24 protein-coding genes are annotated in these 26,545 nt (G+C 41.0%); 17 read left to right on the top strand and 7 right to left on the bottom strand.

The window, feature by feature from the left end; genetic code table 11:
- Positions 1–266: 266 nt before the first annotated feature.
- The 7 genes from clpP to L3V41_RS01490 all read left to right on the top strand — a co-directional run bounded on the left by clpP (position 267) and on the right by L3V41_RS01490 (position 8,196).
- Complete coding sequence (gene clpP, locus L3V41_RS01520) at positions 267–884, top strand: ATP-dependent Clp endopeptidase proteolytic subunit ClpP (RefSeq protein WP_062569849.1); 618 nt, start codon at positions 267–269, stop codon at positions 882–884.
- 134 nt (positions 885–1,018) lie between these two features.
- Positions 1,019–2,302, top strand: coding sequence for an ATP-dependent protease ATP-binding subunit ClpX (gene clpX, locus L3V41_RS01515; RefSeq protein WP_062569850.1), 1,284 nt, complete (start codon positions 1,019–1,021; stop codon positions 2,300–2,302).
- Between the two features lie 143 nt (positions 2,303–2,445).
- Positions 2,446–4,806: an endopeptidase La gene (lon, locus tag L3V41_RS01510; RefSeq protein ID WP_062569851.1), complete on the top strand. Its 2,361-nt coding sequence runs from the start codon at positions 2,446–2,448 to the stop codon at positions 4,804–4,806.
- A gap of 193 nt (positions 4,807–4,999) precedes the next feature.
- On the top strand, positions 5,000–5,290 hold the full coding sequence (locus L3V41_RS01505; protein ID WP_175580427.1) for an HU family DNA-binding protein: 291 nt from the start codon (positions 5,000–5,002) through the stop codon (positions 5,288–5,290).
- A 200-nt stretch (positions 5,291–5,490) separates the two neighbouring features.
- Positions 5,491–7,392: a peptidylprolyl isomerase gene (ppiD, locus tag L3V41_RS01500; RefSeq protein WP_062569852.1), complete on the top strand. Its 1,902-nt coding sequence runs from the start codon at positions 5,491–5,493 to the stop codon at positions 7,390–7,392.
- A 67-nt stretch (positions 7,393–7,459) separates the two neighbouring features.
- Positions 7,460–7,858: a GNAT family N-acetyltransferase gene (locus L3V41_RS01495; RefSeq protein ID WP_237127068.1), complete on the top strand. Its 399-nt coding sequence runs from the start codon at positions 7,460–7,462 to the stop codon at positions 7,856–7,858.
- The gene (locus tag L3V41_RS01490) at positions 7,855–8,196 is read left to right on the top strand and encodes a cupin domain-containing protein (protein ID WP_062569854.1); all 342 of its coding nucleotides are present in this window, start codon (positions 7,855–7,857) and stop codon (positions 8,194–8,196) included. Before L3V41_RS01495 ends, L3V41_RS01490 begins: the two co-directional genes overlap by 4 nt.
- A 96-nt stretch (positions 8,197–8,292) precedes the next feature.
- Here the strand turns inward: L3V41_RS01490 and L3V41_RS01485 are convergent, their stop codons facing one another.
- The 6 genes from L3V41_RS01485 to pspF are packed head-to-tail and all read right to left on the bottom strand — an operon-like array spanning position 8,293 to position 14,659.
- Positions 8,293–9,054, bottom strand: a complete 762-nt coding sequence (locus L3V41_RS01485) for an ATP-binding cassette domain-containing protein (RefSeq protein WP_193987567.1) — start codon at positions 9,052–9,054, stop codon at positions 8,293–8,295.
- Positions 9,054–10,046 (bottom strand): oligopeptide/dipeptide ABC transporter ATP-binding protein, encoded by a 993-nt coding sequence (locus L3V41_RS01480; protein ID WP_237127067.1) that lies wholly within the window; start codon positions 10,044–10,046, stop codon positions 9,054–9,056. The genes L3V41_RS01485 and L3V41_RS01480 overlap by 1 nt, the downstream gene beginning before the upstream one ends.
- Positions 10,047–10,048: 2 nt before the next feature.
- Complete coding sequence (locus L3V41_RS01475) at positions 10,049–10,942, bottom strand: ABC transporter permease subunit (protein ID WP_237127066.1); 894 nt, start codon at positions 10,940–10,942, stop codon at positions 10,049–10,051.
- Positions 10,929–11,963: an ABC transporter permease gene (locus L3V41_RS01470; protein WP_193987564.1), complete on the bottom strand. Its 1,035-nt coding sequence runs from the start codon at positions 11,961–11,963 to the stop codon at positions 10,929–10,931. The genes L3V41_RS01475 and L3V41_RS01470 overlap by 14 nt, the downstream gene beginning before the upstream one ends.
- Positions 11,963–13,540, bottom strand: coding sequence for an ABC transporter substrate-binding protein (locus L3V41_RS01465; protein ID WP_228074486.1), 1,578 nt, complete (start codon positions 13,538–13,540; stop codon positions 11,963–11,965). The genes L3V41_RS01470 and L3V41_RS01465 overlap by 1 nt, the downstream gene beginning before the upstream one ends.
- Before the next feature lie 45 nt (positions 13,541–13,585).
- On the bottom strand, positions 13,586–14,659 hold the full coding sequence (pspF, locus tag L3V41_RS01460) for a phage shock protein operon transcriptional activator (protein ID WP_237127065.1): 1,074 nt from the start codon (positions 14,657–14,659) through the stop codon (positions 13,586–13,588).
- Between the two features lie 188 nt (positions 14,660–14,847).
- Here pspF and pspA point away from each other — a divergent pair, with 188 nt between their 5' ends.
- The 10 genes from pspA (at position 14,848) to L3V41_RS01410 (ending at position 24,175) form a co-directional block, all read left to right on the top strand.
- The gene (pspA, locus tag L3V41_RS01455; protein WP_062569861.1) at positions 14,848–15,510 is read left to right on the top strand and encodes a phage shock protein PspA; all 663 of its coding nucleotides are present in this window, start codon (positions 14,848–14,850) and stop codon (positions 15,508–15,510) included.
- A gap of 58 nt (positions 15,511–15,568) precedes the next feature.
- Complete coding sequence (gene pspB, locus L3V41_RS01450; RefSeq protein ID WP_036969793.1) at positions 15,569–15,802, top strand: envelope stress response membrane protein PspB; 234 nt, start codon at positions 15,569–15,571, stop codon at positions 15,800–15,802.
- Positions 15,799–16,200, top strand: coding sequence for an envelope stress response membrane protein PspC (gene pspC, locus L3V41_RS01445; RefSeq protein ID WP_062569862.1), 402 nt, complete (start codon positions 15,799–15,801; stop codon positions 16,198–16,200). Before pspB ends, pspC begins: the two co-directional genes overlap by 4 nt.
- Positions 16,201–16,262: 62 nt before the next feature.
- Complete coding sequence (locus L3V41_RS01440; RefSeq protein ID WP_062569863.1) at positions 16,263–17,675, top strand: YcjX family protein; 1,413 nt, start codon at positions 16,263–16,265, stop codon at positions 17,673–17,675.
- Positions 17,672–18,706 carry a YcjF family protein gene (locus L3V41_RS01435; protein WP_062569864.1) on the top strand — a complete coding sequence of 345 codons (1,035 nt, stop codon included), beginning with the start codon at positions 17,672–17,674 and terminating at the stop codon, positions 18,704–18,706. Before L3V41_RS01440 ends, L3V41_RS01435 begins: the two co-directional genes overlap by 4 nt.
- 134 nt (positions 18,707–18,840) lie before the next feature.
- Positions 18,841–20,022: a methionine gamma-lyase gene (megL, locus tag L3V41_RS01430; RefSeq protein WP_062569865.1), complete on the top strand. Its 1,182-nt coding sequence runs from the start codon at positions 18,841–18,843 to the stop codon at positions 20,020–20,022.
- Between the two features lie 189 nt (positions 20,023–20,211).
- Positions 20,212–21,045 (top strand): phenylalanine 4-monooxygenase, encoded by an 834-nt coding sequence (phhA, locus tag L3V41_RS01425; RefSeq protein ID WP_228074484.1) that lies wholly within the window; start codon positions 20,212–20,214, stop codon positions 21,043–21,045.
- A 9-nt stretch (positions 21,046–21,054) separates the two neighbouring features.
- On the top strand, positions 21,055–21,399 hold the full coding sequence (locus L3V41_RS01420; RefSeq protein WP_036969771.1) for a 4a-hydroxytetrahydrobiopterin dehydratase: 345 nt from the start codon (positions 21,055–21,057) through the stop codon (positions 21,397–21,399).
- Positions 21,400–21,498: 99 nt separating this feature from the next.
- Positions 21,499–22,065 (top strand): hypothetical protein, encoded by a 567-nt coding sequence (locus tag L3V41_RS01415; protein WP_237127064.1) that lies wholly within the window; start codon positions 21,499–21,501, stop codon positions 22,063–22,065.
- 154 nt (positions 22,066–22,219) lie between these two features.
- Positions 22,220–24,175, top strand: coding sequence for a methyl-accepting chemotaxis protein (locus L3V41_RS01410; RefSeq protein ID WP_237127063.1), 1,956 nt, complete (start codon positions 22,220–22,222; stop codon positions 24,173–24,175).
- An 82-nt stretch (positions 24,176–24,257) separates the two neighbouring features.
- On the opposite strand, the gene L3V41_RS01405 is transcribed toward L3V41_RS01410, so the two are convergent.
- The gene (locus L3V41_RS01405; RefSeq protein WP_237127062.1) at positions 24,258–26,288 is read right to left on the bottom strand and encodes a BCCT family transporter; all 2,031 of its coding nucleotides are present in this window, start codon (positions 26,286–26,288) and stop codon (positions 24,258–24,260) included.
- Between the last annotated feature and the right edge of the window lie 257 nt (positions 26,289–26,545).

Here is a 26,545-nt window from a genome sequence, read left to right as displayed (position 1 = left end):
TGACTTAAGCTCTCGCTAGCGATTAAATGGCTCGTGTTACTCTGTATTTATACAGCGTACCCGGGCCATTTTAGTTTGTGGATATTAGTTTCACAAAAACCAACAATGCTGATGTTATTGCAGAACTTTGTTCGACGAGGATTGAATTTGTTCTGATAAGTTCCTATATAGTTTAAAAGATTAAATAGATAGCTTTATTAATATTAGTATAAATGTGCTTTCCTTATTGTAAGGATGAGTCGCAGCGGATAAGGAATTAAACAAGAATGAACAGCGGTATGATAGACCCTCTAAACGCATTAGTCCCTATGGTTGTTGAGCAAACAGCGAAAGGTGAGCGCTCATATGATATATACTCTCGTCTTTTAAAAGAGCGCATTATTTTCTTAACTGGCCAAGTTGAAGATAACATGGCAAACCTGATTCTTGCGCAAATGCTATTTTTAGAATCAGAAAACCCAGAAAAAGATATTTATCTTTACATTAATTCGCCTGGTGGTTCAGTTACTGCTGGTATGGCAATTTACGACACAATGAATTTTATCAAACCGGATGTAAGCACAATTTGTGTCGGTCAAGCGGCAAGCATGGGTGCATTTTTGCTATCAGGTGGTGCTAAAGGTAAGCGTTTCTGTTTACCAAATTCACGTGTCATGATCCACCAACCATTAGGTGGTTTCCAAGGTCAGGCATCTGATTTTGAAATCCATGCGCGTGAAATTCTGTCAATTAAAGATAAGCTAAACCGTTTAATGGCTGAGCATACGGGTCAACCGTTAGATGTTGTATCGCGCGATACTGACCGCGATAACTTCATGACTGCTAGTGAAGCAGTTGAATATGGCTTAGTCGACTCGGTATTCACGAATCGTGAAACTAAGTAACCTGAATAGCTAGTAATTACGTATTATTAGCTATCACCTTTACTATGCGAAAACTAAAAATCTTTGATATAGTTACACATAGTGAATTAGCAGCAGATAGATGCTGCTACCAACGTAATAAAAGAGGTAGCTGAATGTCTGACACTCCTACAGACGGCGACAAAAGTAATAAATTGTTATACTGCTCTTTTTGTGGCAAAAGCCAGCATGAAGTACGTAAGTTAATTGCCGGTCCTTCAGTATACATTTGTGATGAATGTGTTGAGCTGTGTAACGATATTATCAGGGAAGAAATCAAAGACATTGCGCCTAAGCACAACGCGTCTGATAAACTGCCTGTACCAAAAGAGATTCGTAATCACTTAGATGACTATGTAATTGGCCAAGATCACGCGAAGAAAGTGTTATCTGTTGCAGTTTACAATCATTACAAGCGTCTACGTAATCAAACTATCAACCCAGACATCGAATTGGGTAAAAGTAATATCTTGCTAATTGGTCCTACGGGCAGTGGTAAAACACTTCTAGCTGAGACAATGGCACGTTTACTTGATGTACCATTTACTATGGCTGATGCGACTACGCTAACTGAAGCCGGTTATGTAGGTGAAGACGTTGAAAATATCATTCAAAAGCTACTGCAAAAGTGTGATTACGACGTAGAAAAAGCACAACGTGGTATCGTTTATATTGATGAAATTGATAAAATTTCACGTAAATCAGATAACCCGTCAATCACCCGAGATGTGTCTGGTGAAGGTGTTCAACAAGCTTTACTTAAATTAATCGAAGGTACGGTTGCATCAGTACCACCACAAGGTGGTCGTAAGCATCCGCAGCAAGAGTTTTTACAAGTTGACACATCTAAGATCTTATTTATCTGTGGCGGTGCATTTGCAGGCTTAGATAAAGTGATTGAACAGCGTAGTCATAAGAACACAGGTATTGGTTTTGGTGCTGAGGTTAAAAACTCATCAGGAAGCCGCAGCTTAAGTGAGACATTTAAAGATGTTGAGCCAGAAGATCTTGTAAAATATGGTTTAATCCCAGAGTTTATTGGTCGTCTACCTGTTGTTGCAACATTGACTGAACTTGATGAAGCCGCGCTTATTCAAATCCTTAGCGAGCCTAAAAATGCGTTAACAAAACAGTTTTCAGCACTTTTCGCGATGGAAGATGTTGAGCTTGAGTTCCGCGAAGATGCTTTATCAGCGATTGCACATAAAGCAATGGAGCGTAAAACAGGTGCACGTGGCTTACGCTCGATAGTTGAAGGTGTGTTACTCGATACTATGTATGAGCTGCCATCAATGGATGAAGTAAGCAAAGTTGTTATCGATGAAACAGTGATAAAAGGTGAGTCTGATCCAATTTTGATTTACCAAAGTGGTAATCAAGATAAAGCAGCATCAGAGTAATCTCCTGGTAGTTCAAATATTAAGCAGTTAAGCATTAAAAAGGAGCCAAAGGCTCCTTTTTTTATAAATTTGTTGAACTTTCCCTTACATATCCCCATATACTTGAGTAATCTTTAAAATAAATGAAGTGCGAAGAGAATATAATGACGCTTGAGAGAACAGATCGAGTCGAAATCCCCGTGTTGGCACTGCGCGATGTCGTGGTTTATCCACACATGGTGATCCCGCTTTTTGTTGGTCGTGAAAAATCAATAAAATGCCTAGAAGCGGCGATGGACAAGGACAAACAAATTTTCCTAGTGGCGCAAAAAGACGCCTCAGTTGATGATCCGCAGCAAGATGATATTTACCGTGTGGGTACTATTGCCACAGTACTTCAGTTATTAAAGCTACCTGATGGCACCGTTAAAGTGCTTGTCGAAGGAACACAACGCGCAAGTGTAGAGAAGTTTCTAGATAATGATGATTTCTTTGTTGCAGAAGCGCAGTTCATTGAATCAAGCCATATCGACGAGCAAGAACAAGATATCTTCATCCGCAGCGCAATTAGCCAGTTTGAAGGCTATGTAAAGCTAAATAAGAAAATTCCACCAGAAGTACTTACTTCTGTGTCAGGTATCGATGAAGCTGCACGTCTGGCTGATACTATGGCGGCACATATGCCACTTAAGGTACCTGAAAAGCAAAAAGTGCTTGAGATTGCCGATGTAACAGAGCGTCTTGAGTACTTAATGGCGTTGATGGAAGGCGAGATAGATTTATTGCAAGTTGAGAAGAAAATTCGTACCCGCGTGAAAAAGCAGATGGAAAAATCGCAGCGCGAGTATTACCTCAACGAGCAAATGAAAGCCATCCAAAAAGAACTCGGTGAGCTTGATGATGTACCGGATGAATTCGAAGCGCTGAAAAAGCGTATTGAAGAGTCGGGCATGCCAAAAGAAGCACAAGAAAAAGCGAACGCTGAGCTTGCTAAGTTAAAAATGATGTCGCCAATGTCGGCAGAAGCGACTGTTGTGCGCTCGTACATTGATACATTAATCAATGTGCCTTGGAAAAAACGCTCAAAAGTGAAAAAAGACTTAGCGGGTGCGCAAAAGATTCTAGATACCGACCATTACGGCTTAGATAAAGTGAAAGAACGCATTATTGAGTATCTTGCTGTGCAGCAACGTACCAATAAGTTAAAAGGCCCTATTTTATGTTTAGTAGGACCTCCAGGTGTGGGTAAAACCTCATTGGGTCAGTCAATCGCCCGCTCTACAGGCCGTAAATATGTGCGTATGGCATTAGGCGGCGTACGTGATGAAGCTGAAATCCGTGGTCACCGCCGTACTTACATTGGCTCTATGCCTGGCAAGTTAATCCAGAATATGACCAAAGTGGGTGTGAAGAATCCATTATTCTTATTAGATGAAATTGATAAGATGTCATCGGATATGCGCGGAGACCCTGCTTCAGCATTACTTGAGGTGCTCGATCCAGAGCAAAATAGCCATTTTGCTGATCATTACCTTGAAGTGGATTATGACTTATCAGATGTCATGTTTGTTGCCACCTCAAACAGCTTTAATATCCCAGGTCCATTACTGGATCGTATGGAAGTGATTCGTTTATCGGGTTATACCGAAGATGAAAAGCTGAATATCGCAAAACAACACTTAATTCCAAAACAAGTGAAGCGTAACGGTTTAAAAGAGTCTGAGGTTGAGATAGCAGACAGTGCGATTATTGGTATTATTCGTTATTACACACGCGAAGCGGGCGTTCGTAACTTAGAACGTGAAGTATCAAAACTATGCCGTAAAGCGGTTAAGAATATCTTGCTTGATAAAGGCACCAAAAAGGTACTTATCGACGATAACAACCTTGAAGAATTCTTAGGTGTACAACGCTTTGACTATGGTAAAGCAGAAGATGGTGACCGCATTGGCCAAGTAACGGGCCTTGCGTGGACTGAGGTAGGTGGTGATTTACTGACTATCGAATCTGCTGCCGTACCGGGTAAAGGCAAACTAACTTATACCGGTTCTTTGGGCGATGTAATGCAAGAGTCAATTCAGGCAGCGATGACGGTCGTTCGTAATCGTGCTGAGAAACTACGCATTAATAGCGACTTTTACGAAAAGCGTGATATTCATGTGCATGTACCTGAAGGCGCAACACCAAAAGATGGCCCAAGTGCGGGTATTGCCATGGTGACAGGCTTAGTATCGAGCTTAACTGGGAACCCTGTACGCTCTGATGTCGCCATGACTGGTGAAATTACACTTCGCGGTGAAGTATTACCAATTGGCGGCCTTAAAGAAAAGCTACTTGCAGCACATCGTGGTGGAATTAAAACTGTTATTATTCCAAAAATTAACGAACGTGACTTAAAAGAGATCCCTGATAACGTATTAGAGGGCCTTGAAATTCACCCAGTTACTTGGATTGATGACGTTTTAAAACTGGCTTTAAAGCACCCAGTTGAGAGTTTTTCTGTCGAAACTGAAAAAAACCAGTAAAAAACCGCAAAAAAGTGCATTTAGGGGCTTTTCAAATACCAAAGGTATGATAAGTTAAGCACTAGTTTTCAAGCCTAGGCCTTATGTGGCCTAGGGTTGAGAAAAATATAATAAACTGAGCATAAACTTAATTTGCTCATAAATTTTCAAAACAGTGATGTTAATTTAAAAACAATCGCTCTTGATAATAACAATGAAAGAGGATGATATTGTGAATAAATCTCAATTAATCGATCAAATCGCAGCTGATGCTGACATTTCTAAAGCGGCTGCTGGTCGTGCACTAGATTCATTCATCGAGGCTGTTTCAGGCGCTCTTAAAGATGGCGATTCAGTAGCGCTAGTTGGCTTTGGTACTTTCTCTGTACGTGAGCGCGCAGCACGTTCAGGCCGTAACCCGCAAACTGGTGAAACTATCCAGATTGCTGCAGCAAATATTCCTTCTTTCAAAGCAGGTAAAGCGCTGAAAGACGCAGTAAACTAATCAACACACGATTAGTTAGGTGAAAGATACTTAATTGCACTTAGATCAAATTAAGTATCTTAGCGCCAGTTACTTCAAGTGGAAAAGCGTATCTGGTAAGATACGCTTTTTTTACATGAGCAGGGTTGATACCAAGCCGCAATGATACTTCATTAAGCTAATTGGTATAATTTTTACCTGATCAGAATAGAGATAAATAAATGCTTGAGAAAATCAGAGAAGGTTCGCAGGGACCTGCAGCCAAAATTATTTTAGGCGCGGTGATTTTATCTTTTGCTTTAGCTGGGATTGGTGGTTATTTAGGACAAACCACAGAGCAGCCCGTTGCAGAAGTAAATGGAGTTAAAATTAGCCAAACCGAGTTCAGCCGTGCGTACCAAAACGAACGCAGCCGTTTAGAGCAACAATTTGGTGAATACTTCGCACAAATCGCTGCCGATCCAAATTACATGGCGCAAATTCGTCAAGGTGTCATCGACCGTTTAGTACAACAAGAATTGCAAACTCAACTAGCGGCAGAATTGGGTCTTCGCGTCAGTGATGAAAGTATTCGTAAAGCTATTTTAGAAATGCCTTACTTCCAAGTTGGCGGCCAATTTAGCAATGACCGTTACTTACAAGTTATTCGTCAAATGAACTTCCAACCAGACGCTTTTCGTGAGTATTTACGTGAAGATATGACACGCAGCCAATTGGTTGGTGCAGTGGCGGGCAGTGATTTTGTTTTAGAAAACGAATTAAATAATACTGTAGCGCTGCAACAACAAACACGTAGCATTGATTATGTGGTTGTTGATAAAGAGTCTTTGCAAGAGGGTATTGAAGTCACTGAGCAAGAGATTGCGGATTACTACGACTTAAACCAACCGCAGTTTTTGTCACCAGAGCAAGTATCGGTAAGCTATATTGACCTAAATGCAGCAAATCTTGAATTAGATTCAAGTGTCTCTGAAGATGACGTAAAAGCATACTATGACCAAAACAGCGCACAATACGTTGAGCCTGAAAAACGTCGTGTTTCGCATATCTTAATTGATAACAGTGAAGATGATGATGCCGCAAAAGCGAAAGCTGAAGAGCTATTAACACAGCTTAATAACGGTGCCGATTTTGCTGAATTAGCTGAATCATCATCTGATGATGTTGTTAGCGCTGAAATGGGCGGTGACTTAGATTGGATTGAACGCGACATGATGGACCCCGCGTTTGAAGACGCAACTTATGCTCTTGAAAATAAAGGTGACATATCAGGCGTTGTAGAATCAGAATTTGGTTATCACATCATTAAGCTTACTGACATCCAAACACAGCAAGTAAAACCGTATGCAGACGTAAAAGATGAACTTCGCGCTGAACTTGAACGCTCTAAGAAAGTTAATGCGTTTTATGAGAAGCAAACTCAAATGGGTGAACTTGCGTTTGAAATTTCAGATACTTTAACAGATGCTGCAGATGTAGCTGGCGTAGAAGTACAAAAAACGGAACTTGTTACACGTAATGCGTTACCTGAACCGCTAAACAACCCTCAAGTAGTTGCTGCCATTTTCTCACCTGAAGTGTTAGAAGATCGCATGAACTCAGAAGTGATTGAAGTCGGTGATGAGCATGCTATCGTTGTGCGTGTAAATGATCATAAAGCGGCTACAACTAAACCGCTAGAAGACGTTTCTGAGCAAATCAAAGCAACATTAGTAGCACAAAAAGCATCGGAACTTGCTAAAGAAAAAGCACGTACTCTGTATGCTGATATTGAAGCTGGAAAGAGCTTAAATGATGTAGCAACGGCTGAAGGACTAACTGTTCGTCAAGAAGCTGCGCTTGCTCGTCAAGCTTATACGGTGTCGCCTGCAATTGTTCAACAAGCATTTAAAATGGCACACCCTGAAGATAAGCCAGTTGTTGATGTTGTTGACCTAAGCAATGGTGATACAGCAATCGTTGCATTAAAAGCTGTTAATGAAGCACCTAAAGCTGAAATTAATGAGCAACAAAAGCAAAATATCACCATGGCTCAAGTGAATAAAAACTACATGGTATTTATTGCTGCACTTAAAGCGCAAGCTGATATTCAGGTACCAAAAGTGGTTCAAGCTGCTGAATAAGTAGCAAAACGACTTAAGTAAAAGGCGCCTCTGGCGCCTTTTTTGTTACCACAGAGAAGGAGTAATTATGCAATATAGTTTTATTGAGCAACTGCCGAGTGCCGAAGAATACTGTGAAATGCGCCGCAAAGCGGGTTTGTCGGCTCGTTCACTCGCGGCGGCTAGAGCAGGTTTACCAAATTCTCTTTATGCTATTTGTATCCGCAAAGACGAAGAGCTGATTGGTATGGGGCGTGTAATTGGCGATGGTGGTTGTAATTTTGAAGTGGTTGATATTGCTGTGGCACCTGACTACCAAGGGCAAGGCTTAGGCAGAGTGATTATGAAACATGTTGATCGTTACATTGAATCGGCAGCCTTTGAGGGCAGCTATGTCACAATGGTGGCTGATAAACCAGGTTTTTACGAAAAGCTTGGCTACAAGTTTGTCGCGCCACAAAGCCAAGGGATGTATAAAAAGTTTTGAGTATCGTAGACAAACACAGCGCAGAGCATTACACATGGGGCAACAATTGCGACGGTTGGCATTTGGTAAAGTCTAATGCACTGAGTGTAATTCAAGAACATGTTCCTGTGGGTGGAGCTGAAGTAAAGCACTACCACAAGCATGCAGAGCAATTTTTCTTCGTGCTTAGTGGTTGTGCCACTATCGAGCTTGATGGGCAAATACACCAACTGACTGCGCAACAAGGTTTGCATGTAACTGCTGGCCGAGTTCATCAGCTAACTAATCAAGGTACTGAACCATTACATTTTATCGTTACATCAACACCACCAAGCCATGGTGACAGAATTGATGTGTAAAAGCCGAGGGGAAAGAGTAAGGTTAATTGAGTGATCAAATCACCCGCATAGGAGGCGTTTTAACGCCGAACCAAACTGATAGCTGACAGCTCACTATCAGCAATTCAACAGCTTCTGTGTTACTTTTGATTGTGGATCTTGGAAGATTGCCTCAGTTTGCCCGTACTCAACAATTTCACCATGATCGAGTACCACGAGTTGGTCGCTAATATGGCGGACTAAACTTAAATGATGCGTAATCAGTACATAGCTCAAGCCCGTATCTTTTTGTAAACGTAGTAATAAGTTTACCGTTTGTGCGCGTACAGATGGGTCTAGAGACGACAAAGCCTCATCGAGCACCACAACCTTAGGATCTAGAATTAAAGCGCGTGCAAGCGCTATGCGTTGCAACTGGCCACTACTAAACATGTGTGGGTAATAATGCTGATGATCTAATAGCAAACCCACTTTTGCGAGAGTCTGCTTTATTTTATCTTCACGTTCATCTTTGTTTAAATCGGTGTTGTACTGTAAGCAGTCATTGAGCATATCGCCAATAGTCAAACCAGGATTGAGTGAAGCTTCAGAGTCTTGGAATATCAATCTTATATGACGACAGTCGTTATCACGTAAGCCATCATTTTCAATAATATTACCGTCCAGTAAAATTTGCCCTTTGTCGGCATTGTCGGCTCCAGCAAGTAGCTTAGCAAGGGTGCTTTTGCCTGAACCTGTTTCACCAATAATCGCAATGGTTTCGCCTTGACTTAAGCAGAACGAAATATTTTTTAGTACTGAAAAACGTTTACGTGAGAATAACCCTGCACGTAAATTAAAACTCTTTGATAACGCTTGAACTTTTAACAGAGGTTGCATTATTTCATCGCCTTAATGAGGGGGAAATGGCAAGCATAACTGTGGCTATGATGTTTAGTCAGCTTAGGTGTTACAACACATGCTTTTTGTGCTTGTGGACAACGTGGCCCCAAACGGCAACCTATAGGTAAGTGCTGCAAGGTCGGAATAGTGCCTTTTAATGCATAAAACGGCTCTTTGTGGGCAAGGCCTTGCTCATAATCAGGTAAGCTCTTCAAAAGTGCTTGAGTATACGGGTGGTGAGGCTGACTAAAAATACGATTAGTCGGGCCTGCTTCAACCATCTGTCCGCAATATAGAACGTGCATACCATGCGACCACTCGAAGATTTCTTCCAGTTCATGAGAGATCATTAGTATCGACATGTTTTTTAGCTGGTTTAAGCTCTTTAGTAACCGAAATACCTGTGCACGGGTGGTGCTTTCAAGCGCAGTTGTAGGCTCATCAGCAATAAGTAATTTAGGAGTACGGGCAATTGCCATGGCAATCATTACTTTTTGACAGATCCCTTCAGAGAGCTCATGAGGGTAGCTGTCGAGTACCTTTTTATGATCTTTGATACCCACTTTGTGGATTAATGCTTTTACTCTGTCTTTACGTTGTCTATTACGCTTTAAAAAAAAGCCACTCGTCGCTTGCGCGGGCAGGGTTTCAGCTATTTGATCAAAAATTTTGGCTGTAGGGTCAAGGCAGCGGCTTGGATCTTGATAGATCATTGCAATATCTTGGCCGACTAGCTTTCTACGTTGTTCCGTCGACAAGCGCATTAAATCAACACCGCGCCAATGCATTCTATCTGCTGTAATGTGCCAACGTTTATTTAAAACACCGACAATTGCTTTTGCTATTAAGCTTTTGCCTGAGCCTGACTCACCGACAAGAGCATGAACCTCACCTTCTTTAAGGGTTAAGCTAACTCTATCAACTGCACGAATTACTGTGTCAGAGGTGCGTAACTCTATCGTGAGATTGCGAATATCGAGTAATTGCATAGTTAATCAGCCTTACGTTCTTTAAGCACTTGTCGCAGACCATCACCCACTAAATTGGTGGACAGGACTGCTAAAAATAATAATACGCCTGGCAGGCCAACAGTCCAAGGGGCAAGATAAATTAAACCTAGGTTTTCAGCTAATATTGCTCCCCATTCCGTAGTGGGGGGTTGTGCACCTAACTTTAAAAAGCCTAGCGCTGAAATATCGAGTATTGCTGTTGACAGAGCCATGGTAAAAATAACCACGATATGCTCGTAAATATTTGGAAAAATACCACGTGCTAAAATATGCCAATTAGATGCGCCATCGAGTTTAAAAGCGGTAATGTAGTCTTTGCTTAGCTCTTCAACAATTAAATTCCTTACTGAATGAATAAATTGTGGTAATAAGGCTAAGATAATCGCCCAAACTGTATTCATTAAACCAGGGCCAAGAATTGCGATGATAATTATCGCCAGTAACAGTGATGGGATAGATAACGTGATATCGAGTAAGTGATTCAAAAAGCTTGAGCGAATACCATGACTAATACCAGCAAATGTACCGACTAATACACCTATAACAGTGGTAATTAGTGCAGCAACAACAGATAGGCCAAAGGTATAAGTTGCCCCGTTCATTAAACGTGACAATACATCTCGGCCTAAATCGTCAGTACCTAACAAAAACCTAACATCGCCAGCATCATGCCAAGAAGGAGGTAGTAATAAAGCATCGCTATGCTGCTGATTCACGCCGTAAGGCGCAAGGAGTGGAGCGGATGCAGCAAGTAATGCAAGTGCTATAAACAGCCACAAACCAACTAGTGCAGGGTGATTTGTTTTAAACTTTCGCCAAAACCGCGCTAGTGGCGATTTATTCGACTCTTCAGAGAATAAATTAAACTTTGCCATGTGCTTGGTTCCGCGATAATGGATCGAATAACGTATATGTTAGTTCGGCGACTATGGTAGCCAAAATAACAAACATAGACACAGCGAGTAAGCCACCTTGAATAGCTGGGTAGTCACGTTGATAAATACTGTCGATTAGCCAGCGACCAATACCTGGCCAAGAGAAAATAACTTCCGTTATCATTGCCAGCGTTATCAAGGTACTAAACTGTAGACCAATTTGCTTGATTACAGGCAGTAATGCATTACGTAGTGCATGGTGAATAATTAATTGCGCACGGTTTAAGCCTTTTGCACGGGCTGTTTTAATATAGCTTTGATCGAGCACTTTGAGCATTGAATCACGGGTAAAGCGAACCAATACTGTTGTTGGATACATGGCTAACACGATGGTTGGTAAGGTCAAGTGATGCAGCGCATCTAAAAATGCCATGCCATGATAAGGGAAATCATCGGCAATAATGTCAATGAGGATAAAGCCCGTAACGGGCTCTACTTCGTAGAGTAACCCCATTCGGCCTGACATTGGAAACCAGCCTAACTGCAGTGAAAACACCATAATTAGTAATAAAGCTAACCAAAATACAGGCATTGAATAGCCAACTAAGGTTCCTGAGTTAATTAATTTATCGGGCCAACGTTTATAATAAGCCGCCGCTAATATTCCGCCAGGTACACCCACTAACACAGACACAATAAGTGCGTAGGTGCTTAGTTCAAGAGTAGCAGGAAACAAATCTATAATATGCGCAAAGACACTTTCTCCCGATGCAAAAGAGATGCCCCAGTCACCCTGCATAATCCGTTCTAAAAATGCAAAATATTGTATTACATAATTTTCGCTAAAATGAAACTTCGCTTCAAGTGCATTTGTTTGAGAAAAAGTACTATTAGTAACGCCACTCAAGTTGGTCAGTGCATCACCTGGGAATAAAAAGCTTAACGAAAAAGTGAAGACACTCAATGTTAACATCATGAATAATAATAGCGCTAAACGGCGAAGAATATAGTCCAGAATCATTACTCTTTCCTCGCGTTAGCCAGTGAGATGCCTCCAAAGGGGCTTAGGCTAATACCTTTAACGTCACTACTTGCCGCTTGAAAGCGCATTCCATGTGCAATCGGCAATATCGGCATTTCTTGAACAATTATTCGCTGTGCTTGGTTATAAAACTGTTTTCGTTTTTCTAAGTCAGTGGTATCAAGAGCCTGAGTAAGTAGTAAATCGAATTCAGGATTACACCAGTTAGCGGGGTTTTTACCACTAAAAGTAGCAGTACAACTTAGTAACGGGCTCATAAAGTTATCAGGGTCAGGCGTATCGGCTGCCCATCCCAGTAGTACACTGTCGTGACGATGCTCACCAATGCGTTGTAAAAAAGTGTTCCACTCGTATTCTACAATGCTGACATTAACGCCAATTTTACGTAAATCACTTTGCATTAATTCAGCCATTTTACGTGCATTTGGGTTGTAAATTCGGCTTACTGGCATGGCCCAAATATTCATATCAAAGCCATCTTTATAGCCCGCTTCGGCAAGTAAAGTTTTAGCAAGCTCAGGGTTAAACTCGGGCATCGCTTTTTGTGCTTCAAAGGCCCAAGATGCTGGAGGCAATAATGATTGTGCTTTTATGCCGTTACCGTAATACACAGCTTGCATAATTTTGTCGACATCAATGGCGCTTGCGAGGGCTTGTCGAACACGCACATCATCAAACGGCGGACGTTCCGTATTGAAGGCCCAATAACCAATGTTGAGGTTTTGCTCTTTTTGAACTTTGATATCTTCACGTTGTGACAAAATACTGAGTTGTGCACTACTTGGGTGCGCAGTCACATCGCATTCTTTAGTGAGCATTTTCGCAACCCTTGTTGTCCCATTGGGTGTAATGTCATACACCAATTGCTCAAGCACAACGGGATGTTTCCAATAATCAGGGTTACGATAGTAACGAATTAAGCGGTCACGACGGTATTCTTTATATACATAGGGACCTGTACCAACAGGGTATTGATCAAACAGGTTCTCTTGTTTGCGATCTTTGAGCTGCATAGCATATTCTTTCGATAGCACAACAGCAAAATCCGTGGCCAAATTTGCTAAAAAGCTACTTTCAGCGTTGTATAATTCAAACCGAACTTGGTAATCAGAAACGCGTACAATACGGCGAATTAATTGATCAATACCGACACTTTGAAAATATGGGTAGTTAGCATCACCAACAAAATGGTAAGGATTGTAAACATCGAATAGGCGACTGAAGGTAAAAATAACATCATCAGCATTAAAGTCTCGGGTCGGTGTAAAGTACCGAGTAGTATGAAATTTTACCCCTTTACGGAGCATAAATGTGATGGCTTTACCATCAGGACTTATTTTCCAATCAGTGGCAAGCTCTGCCTGAAACTCAGCAGAGACAGGGTCGATGCTGAGCAAGCGGTCGTATAGCTGATTAGCAATAATATCGATAGTCGAACCAGTGGTTGTCACTTGCGGATTAAACGACACGGGGTTAGCTTCAGCGCAATACACTAAGCCTTGGTTTTTTTGTTCTGTGGTTTTTTCTTCGCTATCTAGGCAGCCTACTAAGCACACCAAAGACAAAGCAAGTAACGGTTTAAACACCTGATTAGCCTCTAACTATTGCTGCTGATCTAATAAATTGTATTTTTTCAAATAGCCACGTAATTGATGATACGTCAATTCTAAGTGTTCTGCAGTTTTCTTTTGATTAAATTGACTATATTCCAGTGCCTTTTTTATCACATCAATTTCAAAGTCATTTGATAGCTGTTTTAAATTACAAGGAAATTGAATGTCGGGCTTATTGAGTGTCACAGCATCTTGATTTTGTGATGTGGCAATAGGCGCTGCTTCAACGTTTGTAACGGGGGCACCACTCACTGCTGCTTTGACACGTTGCTTGGGTCTAAATTTACTTGCAAATGGATCTAAAATAATCTGGTGAACGGGAATATGCTCATTGCCATGACGGTATAAGCTTCGTTCAACTACATTTTTTAATTCGCGAATGTTACCTGGCCATTCATAGGATTGCAGCGTTTCGATGGCGCTACGCGTAAAGCCACTGAATAATTCCCACTCGAGGTCGCGGGCCATATTTATTGCAAATTGCTCTGCAAGCAGCATGATATCCTCTTGGCGTTCGCGCAGTGGGGGCAGGGTAATAACATCAAAAGCAAGACGGTCGAGTAAATCGCTTCTGAATTCGCCTTGTTCAGCAAGGGTCGGCAAGTCTTCATTGGTTGCGCAAACTAGGCGAGTATCGACTTTAACAGTTTGCTTACCACCAACGCGTTCAAATTCGCCATATTCAATTACGCGCAGGAGTTTTTCTTGTACCATGGCTGAGGTATTGGCTAATTCATCAAGGAATAATGTGCCGCTATTGGCGCGTTCAAATCGGCCTTCATGACGTTTGCTGGCACCGGTGAATGCGCCGCTTTCATGACCAAACAGTTCACTTTCAAGCAGGTTTTCATTCAGTGCTGCACAATTAAGCTTTATATAGTTTTGTTCCCAACGTTTAGATAAGAAATGTAAACGCGCAGCAATCAGTTCTTTACCTGTACCGCGCTCACCAATAATAAGTACAGGCTTATCAAGACTTGCCAATTGTGAAACTTGATCAAGTACGCTTAAAAAGCTGTCAGATTGGCCGAGTAAATTATCCTGTTGGCGAAATTGGCTCATATTCCCTAACTCTTAGTCATTTTTACTAAGATCTAGTGTATTTCATTATTTGTGAGAACTAAAGGAATTTATAAATTTAGTTTAACTGTTTGAATGTATTGAGTTATTCTACATCTATAAAAGTTGGCAAGCATATTGATACTAGAGATACCAACTGATTAAGTTAAAACACCAAAGAGGTAAATGTTATGGGAATTTTTTCACGTTTTGCAGACATCGTTAATTCTAATATCAATGCCATCTTAGATAAAGCAGAAGATCCAGAAAAAATGGTTCGCCTGATCATCCAAGAGATGGAAGATACATTAGTAGAAGTTCGCTCTACGTCAGCAAAAACACTTGCTGAGAAAAAGGAGCTAGTACGTCGCGTTGAAACTTTGAAAGTTCAAGTTGCAGACTGGCAAGAAAAAGCTGAATTAGCGCTCAGTAAAGACCGTGATGATTTAGCACGTGCAGCACTGATTGAAAAGCAAAAATCAGCAGATGCAGTGGCAGCAGTTGAAACAGAGCTTGAGCATGTAGAGTCTCACATCGAAAAACTACAGCAAGAAGTAAGTACGTTACAAGAGAAGCTAGCAGATGCGAAAGCGCGTCAAAAAGCAATCATCTTACGTCAACGTTCTGCTGAGTCACGTCTTGAAGTGAAAAAAGCACTCGACAGCTCAAAAGTTGAAGATGCTTTAAACCGCTTTGAGCGTTACGAAAACAAGATCGATGGTCTAGAATCACAAATAGAGTCTTATGATCTTGGTAAAAAATCATTATCAGACGAAATTGCTGGCCTTCAGCAAGACGAAAAGATTGATGATGAGCTAGCTGAGCTTAAGAAAAAATTAGCAGATAAAAAATAATAAAATGGGGGCGTGTCCCCCAATGCTTAAACACATAACGGATTGACAGGAGAGAATCATGTTCGATGCAGAAGTTTTGATGGCACCCATTATTGTATTTATGGTGGTTGTTGCCCCACTTTGGCTTATTTTACATTACCGTAGTAAAAAACAAGTGAGCCAAGGTTTAAGTGAACACGAACATCGCCAGCTGTTAGAGCTTGCACAAAAAGCAGATAAAATGGCCGAGCGTGTTGAAACATTAGAAGCCTTACTTGATCAAGAGGCTCCACAGTGGAGACGTAAAGTATGAGTACTAAACGCGAATTATTCAGAGACGCAGAGCGTGGTAAAATAGCCGGCGTGTGCGCGGGTATCAGCGACTACTTTAACATGGAGCTTTGGCTGGTACGTATTTTAGTTGTGACGGCAGTATTATTATCTGGCGGTCCATTTATTGTGGTTGCTTACATTGCTGCGTGGTTTATTTTAGATAAAAAACCAGCCGAAAAAACAGTTAAAAACGCAGATAGCATTCACCAGGACCCGCTTGAAGTAAAATTTAAGGTATGGCAAAAAGGGGAGCCACCTCGCCGTGCATTACAAGACTTAAAAGATCGTCTTGCTCGAGTTGATGGTCGTTTACAAGAGATGGAACGCTATGTCACATCAACAGAGTTTACGGTTAGCCGTGAAATCAACAAACTTTAAAGGATATAAACGCACCTTGTTTGCATCGTGAAATCAAGTGCAAATGAGGTGCCAGACATTGTATGAGCCAATCATTTGCAAAGAACACCTTCAATTCGTTAAAAAATAAAGCACAAAAAGCGCTTCATCGTAGTTTAGATCAACACGTGAAGTTAGCCGTCACAGGGTTAAGTGGCAGCGGCAAAACTGCATTTATTACCGCCTTGGTTAAACATTTAACCAGCCAAGCTGACGATAAAAACTTACCCTTTTTTGATGTGATGCGCGAAAAGCGCCATATCGCTACAAAAATAGTGCCACAGCAAGCACTGACAATTCCGACATTTGAGTACACGAATGCATTATCGGCGTTGTTACCTGTTGAAGGTGAGCCATCATGGCCTGCATCCACAGAGCGTATAAATACCTTACGTTTGGCAATTAAATACCAAAGTAACTCAGGGCTGCGTGGTCATTTTGCACCGCAATCAACACTTTATTTAGACATTATTGATTACCCCGGTGAGTGGTTACTTGATTTGCCAATGCTGGAGCAATCATTTGCTGATTGGTGTGAGTCACAATACTCTCTCTTGCAGCAAACAGCCCGTAACGAGAAGGCTAAGCCATTTTTAACCGCCCTTGCTGAACTTGATTTATCAGCCAGTGTTGATGAAAGCAAGCTGGCTGATATCGCAGCGCTTTATCAAAAGCTATTGGTTGGCCTTAAAAAAGACACCAAACTTGCCATGTTGCAACCTGGTCGCATGCTGATGCCCGGTGAGCTAAAAGGAGCGCCGTTACTGCAGTTTTTCCCAGTTGCGAATGTACCTGACGACATAACCGAAGGGTCAAACTTAGCGCATCTTAAAAAGCGCTATAAAGCCTATATAAAAGAGGTTGTAAAACCTTTTTACGAGCAGCATTTCCGTCATTTTGACCGACAAATTGTGCTGGTGGATGTGCTCAGCGCATTGAATGAAGGCAGCGAAACGCTGCATGAGCAAAGCCGCGTTATTAACCAGTTGCTGGCGCATTTTAATTATGGTGAAGCCAGCTTCTTTAAACGTTTGTTTAAACCAAACATCGATAAGTTACTGTTTGCAGCGAATAAGTCGGACCATATTAGCGCTCAATATCATAAAGATTTAGCACTATTGCTCGATTCAATCGTGCATGACCAAACGAATCATTTGAAGTTCGAAGGCGTGCAAATTGAAACCATGGCTATGTCATCTATCTGCGCTACAGAGCCGCGCCAAGTAGCAGAAAAAGGCCAGCAGTTAGCCTGTATTTATGGCAAGCCTTTAGGCGAGCAAGAATGGCTGACGTATTTACCACCACAGCCACCATCACGCCTTCTCAACAAACAAGAGTGGCCAAAACAGGGATTTGAGTTCTTATCGTTCTCGCCACTTCCATGCCCTGATAAACGGTTAAGGCATATTCGTTTAGATCATGTCATGCAGTACCTGATAGGAGACAAACTAACATGAGCGAGCATACAAAAGAGATGAACTTTCAGGCAGGTCGCCGTATTTCAAGCTCTGCGAGCAATGAAGAGCCTAAAAATGAGCTAACCATTGCGAAAGTAATAGAGAATGCTGAGTTCGTCGAAGATGCCGAAGTATTGCAAGACGACATTGAGTTAGAACCCGTGTATAAAAAGTCGAAATGGCAAACCCTAAAAGGGGTATTTGTTGTTAGCTTTTTAGTTTTAGTGTTACTTGAGTTTGCAATGTCGCTGTTTGTGACGTTTCAGCAATCAATTATTCTTGGTTCGGTGTATTTAACGGCTGTTCTCAGTGGTGTGCTATTAATTGCCCGTGTTATCTGGCGTGAGTACCGCATGCTGAGAAGCCTGAAGCGCAACCAATTACACCGCAGCGAGGCCGACCGCTTACTTAATAGCGAGCAAGTAGGTGAAGCACTGCCGTGGCTTGAAAAGCTTAATAAACATCAAGCGTTAACAGGCTTTGAAAACTTCAAGCAGCAAATTGCGAGTCATCATACCGATAAAGAAATCATGACCTTATACGCCGATAGTTTATTGGTGAGCCAAGATCAGCAAGCAAAAAAACTGATTAACCGTTTTGCGACTGAGTCAGCTTTGTTAGTTGCCCTCAGTCCACTGGCTCTAGTGGATATGATGGCCGTGTTATGGCGTGGAACTAAGCTCATTGAGCAAATTGGCCGTATTTACGGTATTGGTTTTGGTTACGCAAGCCGTATTAAATTGTATCGCTTATTGGTGAAGCAAGTGTTGTTTGTTGGCAGTGCAGAGTTGGTATCTGATCTAGCTGCCACGGCACTAAGTGCTGAATTGCTGGGGAAATTGTCGGGCCGTGCAGCACAAGGGTTAAGTGCAGGTATTTTTACTGCGCGCATAGGCTATAAAGCGATGGAACTAAGCCGTCCGTTACCTCGCTTGGAACATAAACGCAGCTTGCTAAAAGAAACCGCCAATAGTATTGCCCGTAAAATTGCTTCACGCACCAGTGATAAAGAGACCGAAAACACAAAATGACAACTTTTGTGTACAGTTAATAAAAATGGCTGAGTGATATTTAGCCATCTGAGCATCCGGCATGCTTGTGCATTGTGGGTATCTACGTTTTATTTATGAGTATGAAGTACTGATAATAAAAACGAGAACACACAATGACTAAGCATCACTTACATACACAATGTATTCATGGTCCAGAAAAACCAAATGACCCACATGGCGCACTCAGTGCGCCGCTTTACCAAACCTCTACCTTCGCATTTGCTAATGCCGCTCAAGGTGCAGCCCGATTTGCTGGCGAAGAGCAGGGCTTTATTTATACCCGTTTAGGTAATCCGACAACGCAAGAGCTTGAGCAAAAAGTAGCTCAGTTAGAAAACTGTGAAGCAGCGGCTGCAACAGCGACAGGTATGGGAGCCGTCTCTGCGTCTGTACTTAGCTTTTTACAACAAGGTGACCATCTAGTGGCATCTAGCGCGCTATACGGTTGTACCTTTGCATTTTTTGCTCACATGTTGCCGCGCTTTGGGATCGAAGTCACTTTTGTTGATATGACTAACGAAGCTGAACTACGTGGCGCGGTTAAAGCAAATTCAAAAATGATTTTTGCAGAAACACCAATCAATCCGACCATGGCAGTGCTTGATTTAAGTTTAATTGCCGACGTTGCTAAGCAGCATCAACTGATAAGCGTTATCGACAATACCTTCTTAACACCTTTGCTACAGCAACCTACTTCGTTTGGGATTGATATTGTGGTGCACAGTGCAACTAAATATCTTAATGGCCACGGTGATGTGGTGGCAGGGCTTGTGTGTGGCACAGAGGAACATATCAACCTGATAAAAATGACGGTATTAAAAGATATTGGTGCAACGATTAGCCCTCATGATGCATGGTTAATTAATCGCGGTTTAAAAACTCTCGCTGTACGAATGGAGCGCCACTGCGCGAGCGCCCAAGTCGTCGCTGAATATTTAGAGCAACACCCGTTAGTGAGCCAAGTATATTACCCAGGGCTTAAATCACACCCGGGTCATAAATTTATTGGCTCACAGATGAAAGCGCCTGGTGGTGTAATTGCCTTTGAAATAAAGGGCAGTCTAGAAGATGGTGAAACATTTATAAATAACACGCAACTTTGCACCCTTGCGGTCAGTTTAGGGGATGCTGAAACCCTCATTCAACACCCTGCATCAATGACCCATTCGCCTTATACACCTGAAGAAAGAGCAGCCGCAGGTATTAGTGATGGCCTAATTCGCTTATCAGTTGGTTTAGAAGATGTTAACGATGTAATTAACGATCTTAAAACTGCATTTACATTCATTGGGTAGGGTGTAATTTAAAGTTTACAGAGATTTAGCTCTAAACCACTTTGTTTTCTGGTTGTGTAAACTTATTGATCTTTTAGTGTATTTTTAAGTTTACAAATGGGTTGTTTTTGAAAGTCTCGAAAACAACCCTAGCTATTAAACTTTTGCTTACTTTTAAATAGTATCAACCAACAAGTTAATGAAACTCTGATCGATGCTGATCACGATTTAACGAAGAAGGTTATTATGGCTAAAGCAAGTAATTACACCTCCAAGCAACCTGATGAAAATGGGGTTATCCATTGGAGCGAAGAAGAAAATAAAATATGGTCTGAGCTCGTTGCTCGCCAACTCGCTTGCATCGAAGGTAAAGCCTGTGATGAATATTTAGCAGGTCTCAAGAAAATCAATTTACCAACAGATCGTATTCCACAACTTAGCGAACTCAACGAAGTGCTACTCGAAACTACGGGCTGGCAAGTTGCGCCTGTTCCGGCACTGATTGATTTTGATGAGTTCTTTCGTTTATTAGCAAACAAGCAGTTCCCAGTTGCGACGTTTATTCGTAGTCGTGAAGAGTTTGACTACTTACAAGAGCCAGATATCTTCCATGAGATTTTTGGTCACTGCGCCATGCTAACTAACCCTGCATTTGCTGAGTTTACTCACAAATACGGCCAGTTAGGCTATGCCGCTGAAAAGAAAGATCGTGTTTATTTAGCGCGTCTTTACTGGTTTACTGTTGAGTTTGGTTTGATGCAAACTGAGCAAGGCCTGCGTATCTATGGTGGCGGTATTTTATCGAGCCCTGGCGAAACACAGTATGTATATTCAGATAAGCCAGAAATCAATGCAATGGATGTATTAGATGTGCTTCGTACACCTTATCGTATTGATATAATGCAACCTGTGTACTACACCATAAGCTCAATCAATGACTTATTCGATATTTCACAAATGGATATCATGTCGCTGGTGAGTAAAGCAAAAGAATTAGGGCTACATGAGCCAAAGTTTCCACCTAAAGAAAAATTAGCAAGTTAAGGATTTACAATGTCTTCATTAAGCACACAAAAGTGTGAAGCGTGTCGTGCGGATGCGCCGAAAGTATCTGATGCTGAATTAGCAGAATTGATTAAAATGATCCCTGATTGGGTTCCTGAAGTGCGCGACGGCATTATGCAATTAGAGCGTGTTTACAAGTTTAAAAACTTCAAGCAAGCACTTGAGTTCACAAATAAAGTGGGTGATATGGCCGAAGAGGAAGGTCACCACCCAGGTCTTTTAACCGAGTGGGGTAAAGTAACCGTTACTTGGTGGAGTCATTCAATTAAAGGCTTACACAAAAACGATTTTATTTGTGCTGCTAAAACAGATGACGTATTTGCTGCATTATAAAAAGTATCTCTAAAACTTTTAAAGGCGTAATCGCAAGATTACGCCTTTTTGCTTTTGCAAAGGGGAAAAAGTAACATGATGAGAGTTTTAAGGAATACGATGAAAAATAAAAATTTATTAATTTCTACTCTGTTTATTTTTTTACCGCTTATCGATAGTTTGTTTGTTCCTCAAGTGTTTGGTATTCAATGGCATAGCCCCAAAATGATGTATCAGATAGGGGTTTATCTGATGTTTATAAAATTACTTATGGTGATAGTGGGTATTTTTACCCTTCTTAAACATGAAAGATTACTCTATCAAGATACAAAACCTATTCGTTTGATTCGGCTGTTATCTTTTATCTTCGCAGGGTTGCAAGTGGTGATAATGGCATCTGTTTGTTTTTGGTATTTAGTGGCAGGCACTCAGGCAAAGCATTTTAAGCAGCAACAACATATTAATGTTTTTACCGCAGATTATGGTGTTTTTGCTGATGTTTACCATCACTTTACTTATCTTTGTTATGACAAACAGGGTTTTTATCATCAAGAACCAATAGCTTCTTTACAATGGCTAGGGGAATTTAGTTTTACTGTGAATCAAGATGAATTAATTATTCATCATGAAGATAGCTTGGGTGAGCACAGCAAACATATTTCACTGCAAGGTTTTAATTGCTCTTAATACAATTAACACCTTTGCTCTTATCAGATATTTCGTAAATTAATCTTTTTTCGTATTAAACATTTCATTTACATACATTGTTTCTATACTTTGTTTAAGCATCCTATCAAGGACTCTTAATGCAGTGGACGCAACGTTAAACAGAGAGAACGTTATGTTTACTAAGTTAAAGTTAAATACCCAGCTGTACCTAGCCTTTGGTGCAATGGTCCTTCTTCTTGGTGTTGTTAGTGTTGTTGCACTTATCGCACTTAATTCTGGATACGAAAATTTTGTAGATTATCGTGCAAATGCACGTGATAGTAATATTTCAGGTCGAATCCAATCAAATGTTTTAAGTCTTCGCTTAAGTGCTCTTAAGTACTTAAAGGATCAGAACCAAGCGAGTATTAATGAATTTACTAATCGCTATCAATTACTAAATGATCTCATCCAATCTGGAAAGCGGCAGTTTAATGATGCAAACAAAGTTAAAGCGATCACAACCATAGAGCAAGAGGCGTTAACTTATAAATCAGCCTTTGAAAAAATTGTTAACCTCATTAATAAGCGAAATGAAATTGTATCCAACATGCTTGATGCCAATGGTAAATATATGCGAGAGGGGATCAGTGAAATAATTCAATTAAGTATGCAAAAAAATGATGTTTCAGCTTTGTTTTACAGCTCACAAGTACAAGAGTCACTCTTATTAGGTCGTTTATATGCCGCTAAGTTTCTTGTCAATAACACGCAAGAAGAACTTAATAGGGCGAAACAAGAGTTTACAGTTTTATTGGACAAACTAGAGAGTTTGGCAAAAACAGTGAATGGCAATAAAGAGCAAACGTTACTCGCAGATATAAAACTCAGAAACAATGAATACATTGAAGGCTTAGTGCTCGTTAACGAAGCAATTAGCGAACGTAATAAAGTGATATCAGGTACCTTAGATAAAATAGGCCCTGCAATTGCCGAGCAAATAGAGCAAATAAAATTAGCAAGTCAAAATCGTCAAGATGAAATCGGTCCGATGCTACAAGCTAGCAGCAAAAATGCGATTAATACGATTTTAGTGTTTTCGCTAATTATTATTGCTGTAGGGATTTTCTTAAGTATTTTTATATCTCGGCTCATAAAAGCACCTATTGGTGGCGAGCCAAGCGAAATAGCTCGTATTGTTCAATCAATAGCACAAGGAGATTTAACCTATCGTTTTAGTCAGCAGGGTAATGAAACGGGTATCTATTTAGCGATGCGGGACATGGTGGCTAAACTTAATGAAATGGTCACTCAAATCAGTGACTCAACGACTCAAGTTTCGCAAACTTCGCAGGAGTTAACTACCATCACAACAAATTCTAAGACAGGTGCTGAACACCAATCAGACCAACTGACGCAAACAGCCACAGCAATGCATGAAATGTCTGCAACAATCAATGAAATAACCCAAAGTGCGCAATTAGCGGCAGAGGCAGCTACAAAAGCAGATAACGAGGTTTTAACAGGCACACAAGTGGTCTCGCAAACGCATGCTGCGATGGGAGAACTTGTAGAAACCATGCTTCATGTTAGTAAAACTATTGCTAATTTAGAGGCTGAGACAGAGTCTGTTGGCTCAATACTGGATGTGATCAGAGGGATAGCGGATCAAACTAATCTACTTGCTTTGAATGCAGCAATTGAAGCTGCAAGAGCAGGAGAGCAAGGGCGCGGGTTCGCAGTTGTTGCTGATGAGGTTAGATCATTAGCTAGTCGTACTCAACAGAGCACCGAAGAAATACAAGTAATGATTTCAAACTTACAAAATGAAGCGAAGAAATCAGTAGACTCAATGAAAGAAAATATGGTCAGTGTTGAGCAAACAGCAGAAAAAACAGAGCAAACAGGCAGCGTGCTTGAACAAATATCGCAATCAGTAGGGACCATTAAAGATATGAATGTACAAATAGCGAGTGCTTCTGAAGAGCAAAATGTTGTCAGTCAGCAAATTAGTGAAAGTGTACAGCATGTGAATGAGAAAGCTCATGAAACAATGGATGGAGCAGAGCAAGCTGCTGCTATTGCTGATGGACTGGCGCAAACAGCGCTGGAACTTGATCAGATTGTGAAGCAATTTAAAGTTGCTTAAAAGCACTTATTCAAGCCAGCTATTGCTGGCTTGAATAATGCTACATCGATTAAATCACAGAGATACAAGCTAGCTTTACTTGTTAATCTTTACGTGTGTCTAACATATCATCATGTTTTTCTAAATCCCAAGGAAGATCGCCTGGACTGTTATCTAAAAAGTGTAAATAGTTTTCAAATTGGTCGAGAATATCTTTCACAACATCATTTTCTTCAAAGCCATAAATATCGTATGACAACCCACCGCGACGTAAAAACACTTCCGCACGATAATACAGTTGCGATTCACCATCTGCAGCGGCGGGCTCGGCATATGCGAAGCCCGGTTTAACATGTTCGGTAAGCCTAATATCATATACAAAGTCGACATGGTGATGACGTGTTACTGTTAGATATGCCCGGCCAATATCACTGTCAATATCAACAGTGGCTTGCCAATTACGGTTAATTAGCTCGCTTTGCACTTCTTTCATAGCAGTTACAACAATCTCGTTTATAAATGCATGCACCTCTTGCTTATTAGGGTAATCAATCATTGCTTTTAAGCGATGTTTCCACAGAGAAAGGTCTAAATTTTTATTAATGAGCGTATGAGCTTGTAAACTCATATCTCGGTGGCCCTCAATACGAAGAGCACGCCATAGCCCCGCACAGGCAAGTAGCATAATAATAGCAAAGGGCAGGGCACTGGCTATGGTCATTGTTTGAAGTGCTTTAAGTCCACCTGCTAAAAGTAATACCGCAGCAACAGCACCTTCGAGTACAGCCCAAAAAACTCGCTGCCAAGCAGGGGTATGAATACTGCCGCCAGATGCTAATGAATCAATAACTAATGAACCCGAATCAGATGACGTCACGAAGAACGTGATAATCAAAATAACAGTTAAGAAAGAGGCAAATGATGAAAGCGGTAACGCATTGAATAATTGAAATAAAGCAACAGCGTGATTTGCTTCAACATCAGTAATAAGTGAATTTAACCCTTCGTTCATTATCAAGTTTAATGCTGTGTCACCAAAAATGGAAAACCATAAAAAAGTAAATAAACTAGGCACTAACATGACACCCACAACAAATTGCCTGATTGTTCTACCACGGCTTATTTTTGCTATAAACATGCCAACAAAAGGGGCCCAAGCGATAGTCCAGCCAAAGATAAATAGTGTCCAATTTCCTATCCAGTCACTGCGGGTATATGCTTGTAAGTTAAAGGTTCTTTCTACAATTCCACTTAAGTAGCTACCTGTATTTTGTAAAAATGATTCTAAGATATGGATACTTGAACCAACAAAAAATACAAACAACATTAACGTTATAGCGATAGCCATATTGAGTATAGATAGGCGTTTTACTCCCTTATCTAACCCCGCTACTACCGATAAAGTTGCAGCACCGGTTATGACGGCTATGGTGACAATTTGCACTGTAGTACTAATGGGAATACCTTCCCACAAATAATGTAAGCCAGCATTAATTTGCGTAACAGATAAGCCTAATGTGGTTGCAATCCCGAACAAGGTTCCCAAAATTGCAAATATATCGACGCAATGACCAATAGGGCCATGGATCTTATCACCAATTAGCGGGTATAAGGCTGAGCGAATGGATAATGGAAGACCATGGCGAAATGCAAAGTAGGCAAGAACAAGACCGACGACGCCATAAATTGCCCAAATGTGAAAGCCCCAGTGAAAAAATGCGATTTGCATCGCTTGCTTTGCTGCATCAATAGTTTCTGCTGCGCCACTAGGCGGTGAGGAATAGTGAAGCACAGGCTCAGCAACACCGAAGTAAAGAAGTGCCACACCATAGCCTGCCGAGAAGAGCATAGCAAACCACTCTAAAGAGCTATATTCGGGTTCTGCGTGAGCGGGGCCTAACTTTATATTACCCCAGCTAGAGGCTGCTATGGACACTATAAATACTAAGAATACCGCAACAGATAACATATAAAACCAGCCGAAGGTTTCTGTTATCCAAGATAGCGTTACTGAGAATGCTTTGCCTGCTTGTTCAGGATCACTGATTGTACCAAGCACAAGTAAAAAGATAATAGAGACTGCCGGTAAAAATACGGGTAGTAAAATAGTTGAGCGTAAGGTTTTTCTTGCCATAAATAAATCCTTTATTTTAAAGCTAACTTTAAGCGTACTTACCAACTACCTTATTGGATCAAACCATTAATAGCTAGTTATAAAGGATTGTTTTTAAATATATTGATTGCTTTTCCAATATTAAGGGGGAGTTAATAAAGATGTACTAAGCGCATCAAAAATAAGTGCATTAACGTTAACTGGTAGACTCTAATTTAGGAGTACACAACTCGTACTAGATAGTATGAATAAAGTAGCTCCTAATTTACTATTTTAAG

The organism is Pseudoalteromonas sp. L21, assembly GCF_021728035.1.
Lineage (GTDB): Bacteria > Pseudomonadota > Gammaproteobacteria > Enterobacterales > Alteromonadaceae > Pseudoalteromonas > Pseudoalteromonas arabiensis.
The sequence above is the reverse complement of the archived record's forward strand: the minus strand, read 5'-3'. Positions and strand labels throughout refer to the sequence as shown.

Excerpts from the sequence above, each read along its gene's own strand:
- clpP (WP_062569849.1), top strand. The coding sequence starts at position 267 with ATGAACAGCGGTATGATAGACCCTCTAAACGCATTAGTCCCTATGGTT.
- clpX (WP_062569850.1), top strand. The coding sequence starts at position 1,019 with ATGTCTGACACTCCTACAGACGGCGACAAAAGTAATAAATTGTTATAC.
- lon (WP_062569851.1), top strand. The coding sequence starts at position 2,446 with ATGACGCTTGAGAGAACAGATCGAGTCGAAATCCCCGTGTTGGCACTG.
- L3V41_RS01505 (WP_175580427.1), top strand. The coding sequence starts at position 5,000 with ATGAAAGAGGATGATATTGTGAATAAATCTCAATTAATCGATCAAATC.
- ppiD (WP_062569852.1), top strand. The coding sequence starts at position 5,491 with ATGCTTGAGAAAATCAGAGAAGGTTCGCAGGGACCTGCAGCCAAAATT.
- L3V41_RS01495 (WP_237127068.1), top strand. The coding sequence starts at position 7,460 with ATGCAATATAGTTTTATTGAGCAACTGCCGAGTGCCGAAGAATACTGT.
- L3V41_RS01485 (WP_193987567.1), bottom strand. The coding sequence starts at position 9,054 with ATGCAACCTCTGTTAAAAGTTCAAGCGTTATCAAAGAGTTTTAATTTA.
- L3V41_RS01480 (WP_237127067.1), bottom strand. The coding sequence starts at position 10,046 with ATGCAATTACTCGATATTCGCAATCTCACGATAGAGTTACGCACCTCT.
- L3V41_RS01475 (WP_237127066.1), bottom strand. The coding sequence starts at position 10,942 with ATGGCAAAGTTTAATTTATTCTCTGAAGAGTCGAATAAATCGCCACTA.
- L3V41_RS01470 (WP_193987564.1), bottom strand. The coding sequence starts at position 11,963 with ATGATTCTGGACTATATTCTTCGCCGTTTAGCGCTATTATTATTCATG.
- pspF (WP_237127065.1), bottom strand. The coding sequence starts at position 14,659 with ATGAGCCAATTTCGCCAACAGGATAATTTACTCGGCCAATCTGACAGC.
- pspA (WP_062569861.1), top strand. The coding sequence starts at position 14,848 with ATGGGAATTTTTTCACGTTTTGCAGACATCGTTAATTCTAATATCAAT.
- pspB (WP_036969793.1), top strand. The coding sequence starts at position 15,569 with ATGTTCGATGCAGAAGTTTTGATGGCACCCATTATTGTATTTATGGTG.
- pspC (WP_062569862.1), top strand. The coding sequence starts at position 15,799 with ATGAGTACTAAACGCGAATTATTCAGAGACGCAGAGCGTGGTAAAATA.
- L3V41_RS01440 (WP_062569863.1), top strand. The coding sequence starts at position 16,263 with ATGAGCCAATCATTTGCAAAGAACACCTTCAATTCGTTAAAAAATAAA.
- L3V41_RS01435 (WP_062569864.1), top strand. The coding sequence starts at position 17,672 with ATGAGCGAGCATACAAAAGAGATGAACTTTCAGGCAGGTCGCCGTATT.
- megL (WP_062569865.1), top strand. The coding sequence starts at position 18,841 with ATGACTAAGCATCACTTACATACACAATGTATTCATGGTCCAGAAAAA.
- L3V41_RS01420 (WP_036969771.1), top strand. The coding sequence starts at position 21,055 with ATGTCTTCATTAAGCACACAAAAGTGTGAAGCGTGTCGTGCGGATGCG.
- L3V41_RS01415 (WP_237127064.1), top strand. The coding sequence starts at position 21,499 with ATGAAAAATAAAAATTTATTAATTTCTACTCTGTTTATTTTTTTACCG.
- L3V41_RS01410 (WP_237127063.1), top strand. The coding sequence starts at position 22,220 with ATGTTTACTAAGTTAAAGTTAAATACCCAGCTGTACCTAGCCTTTGGT.
- L3V41_RS01405 (WP_237127062.1), bottom strand. The coding sequence starts at position 26,288 with ATGGCAAGAAAAACCTTACGCTCAACTATTTTACTACCCGTATTTTTA.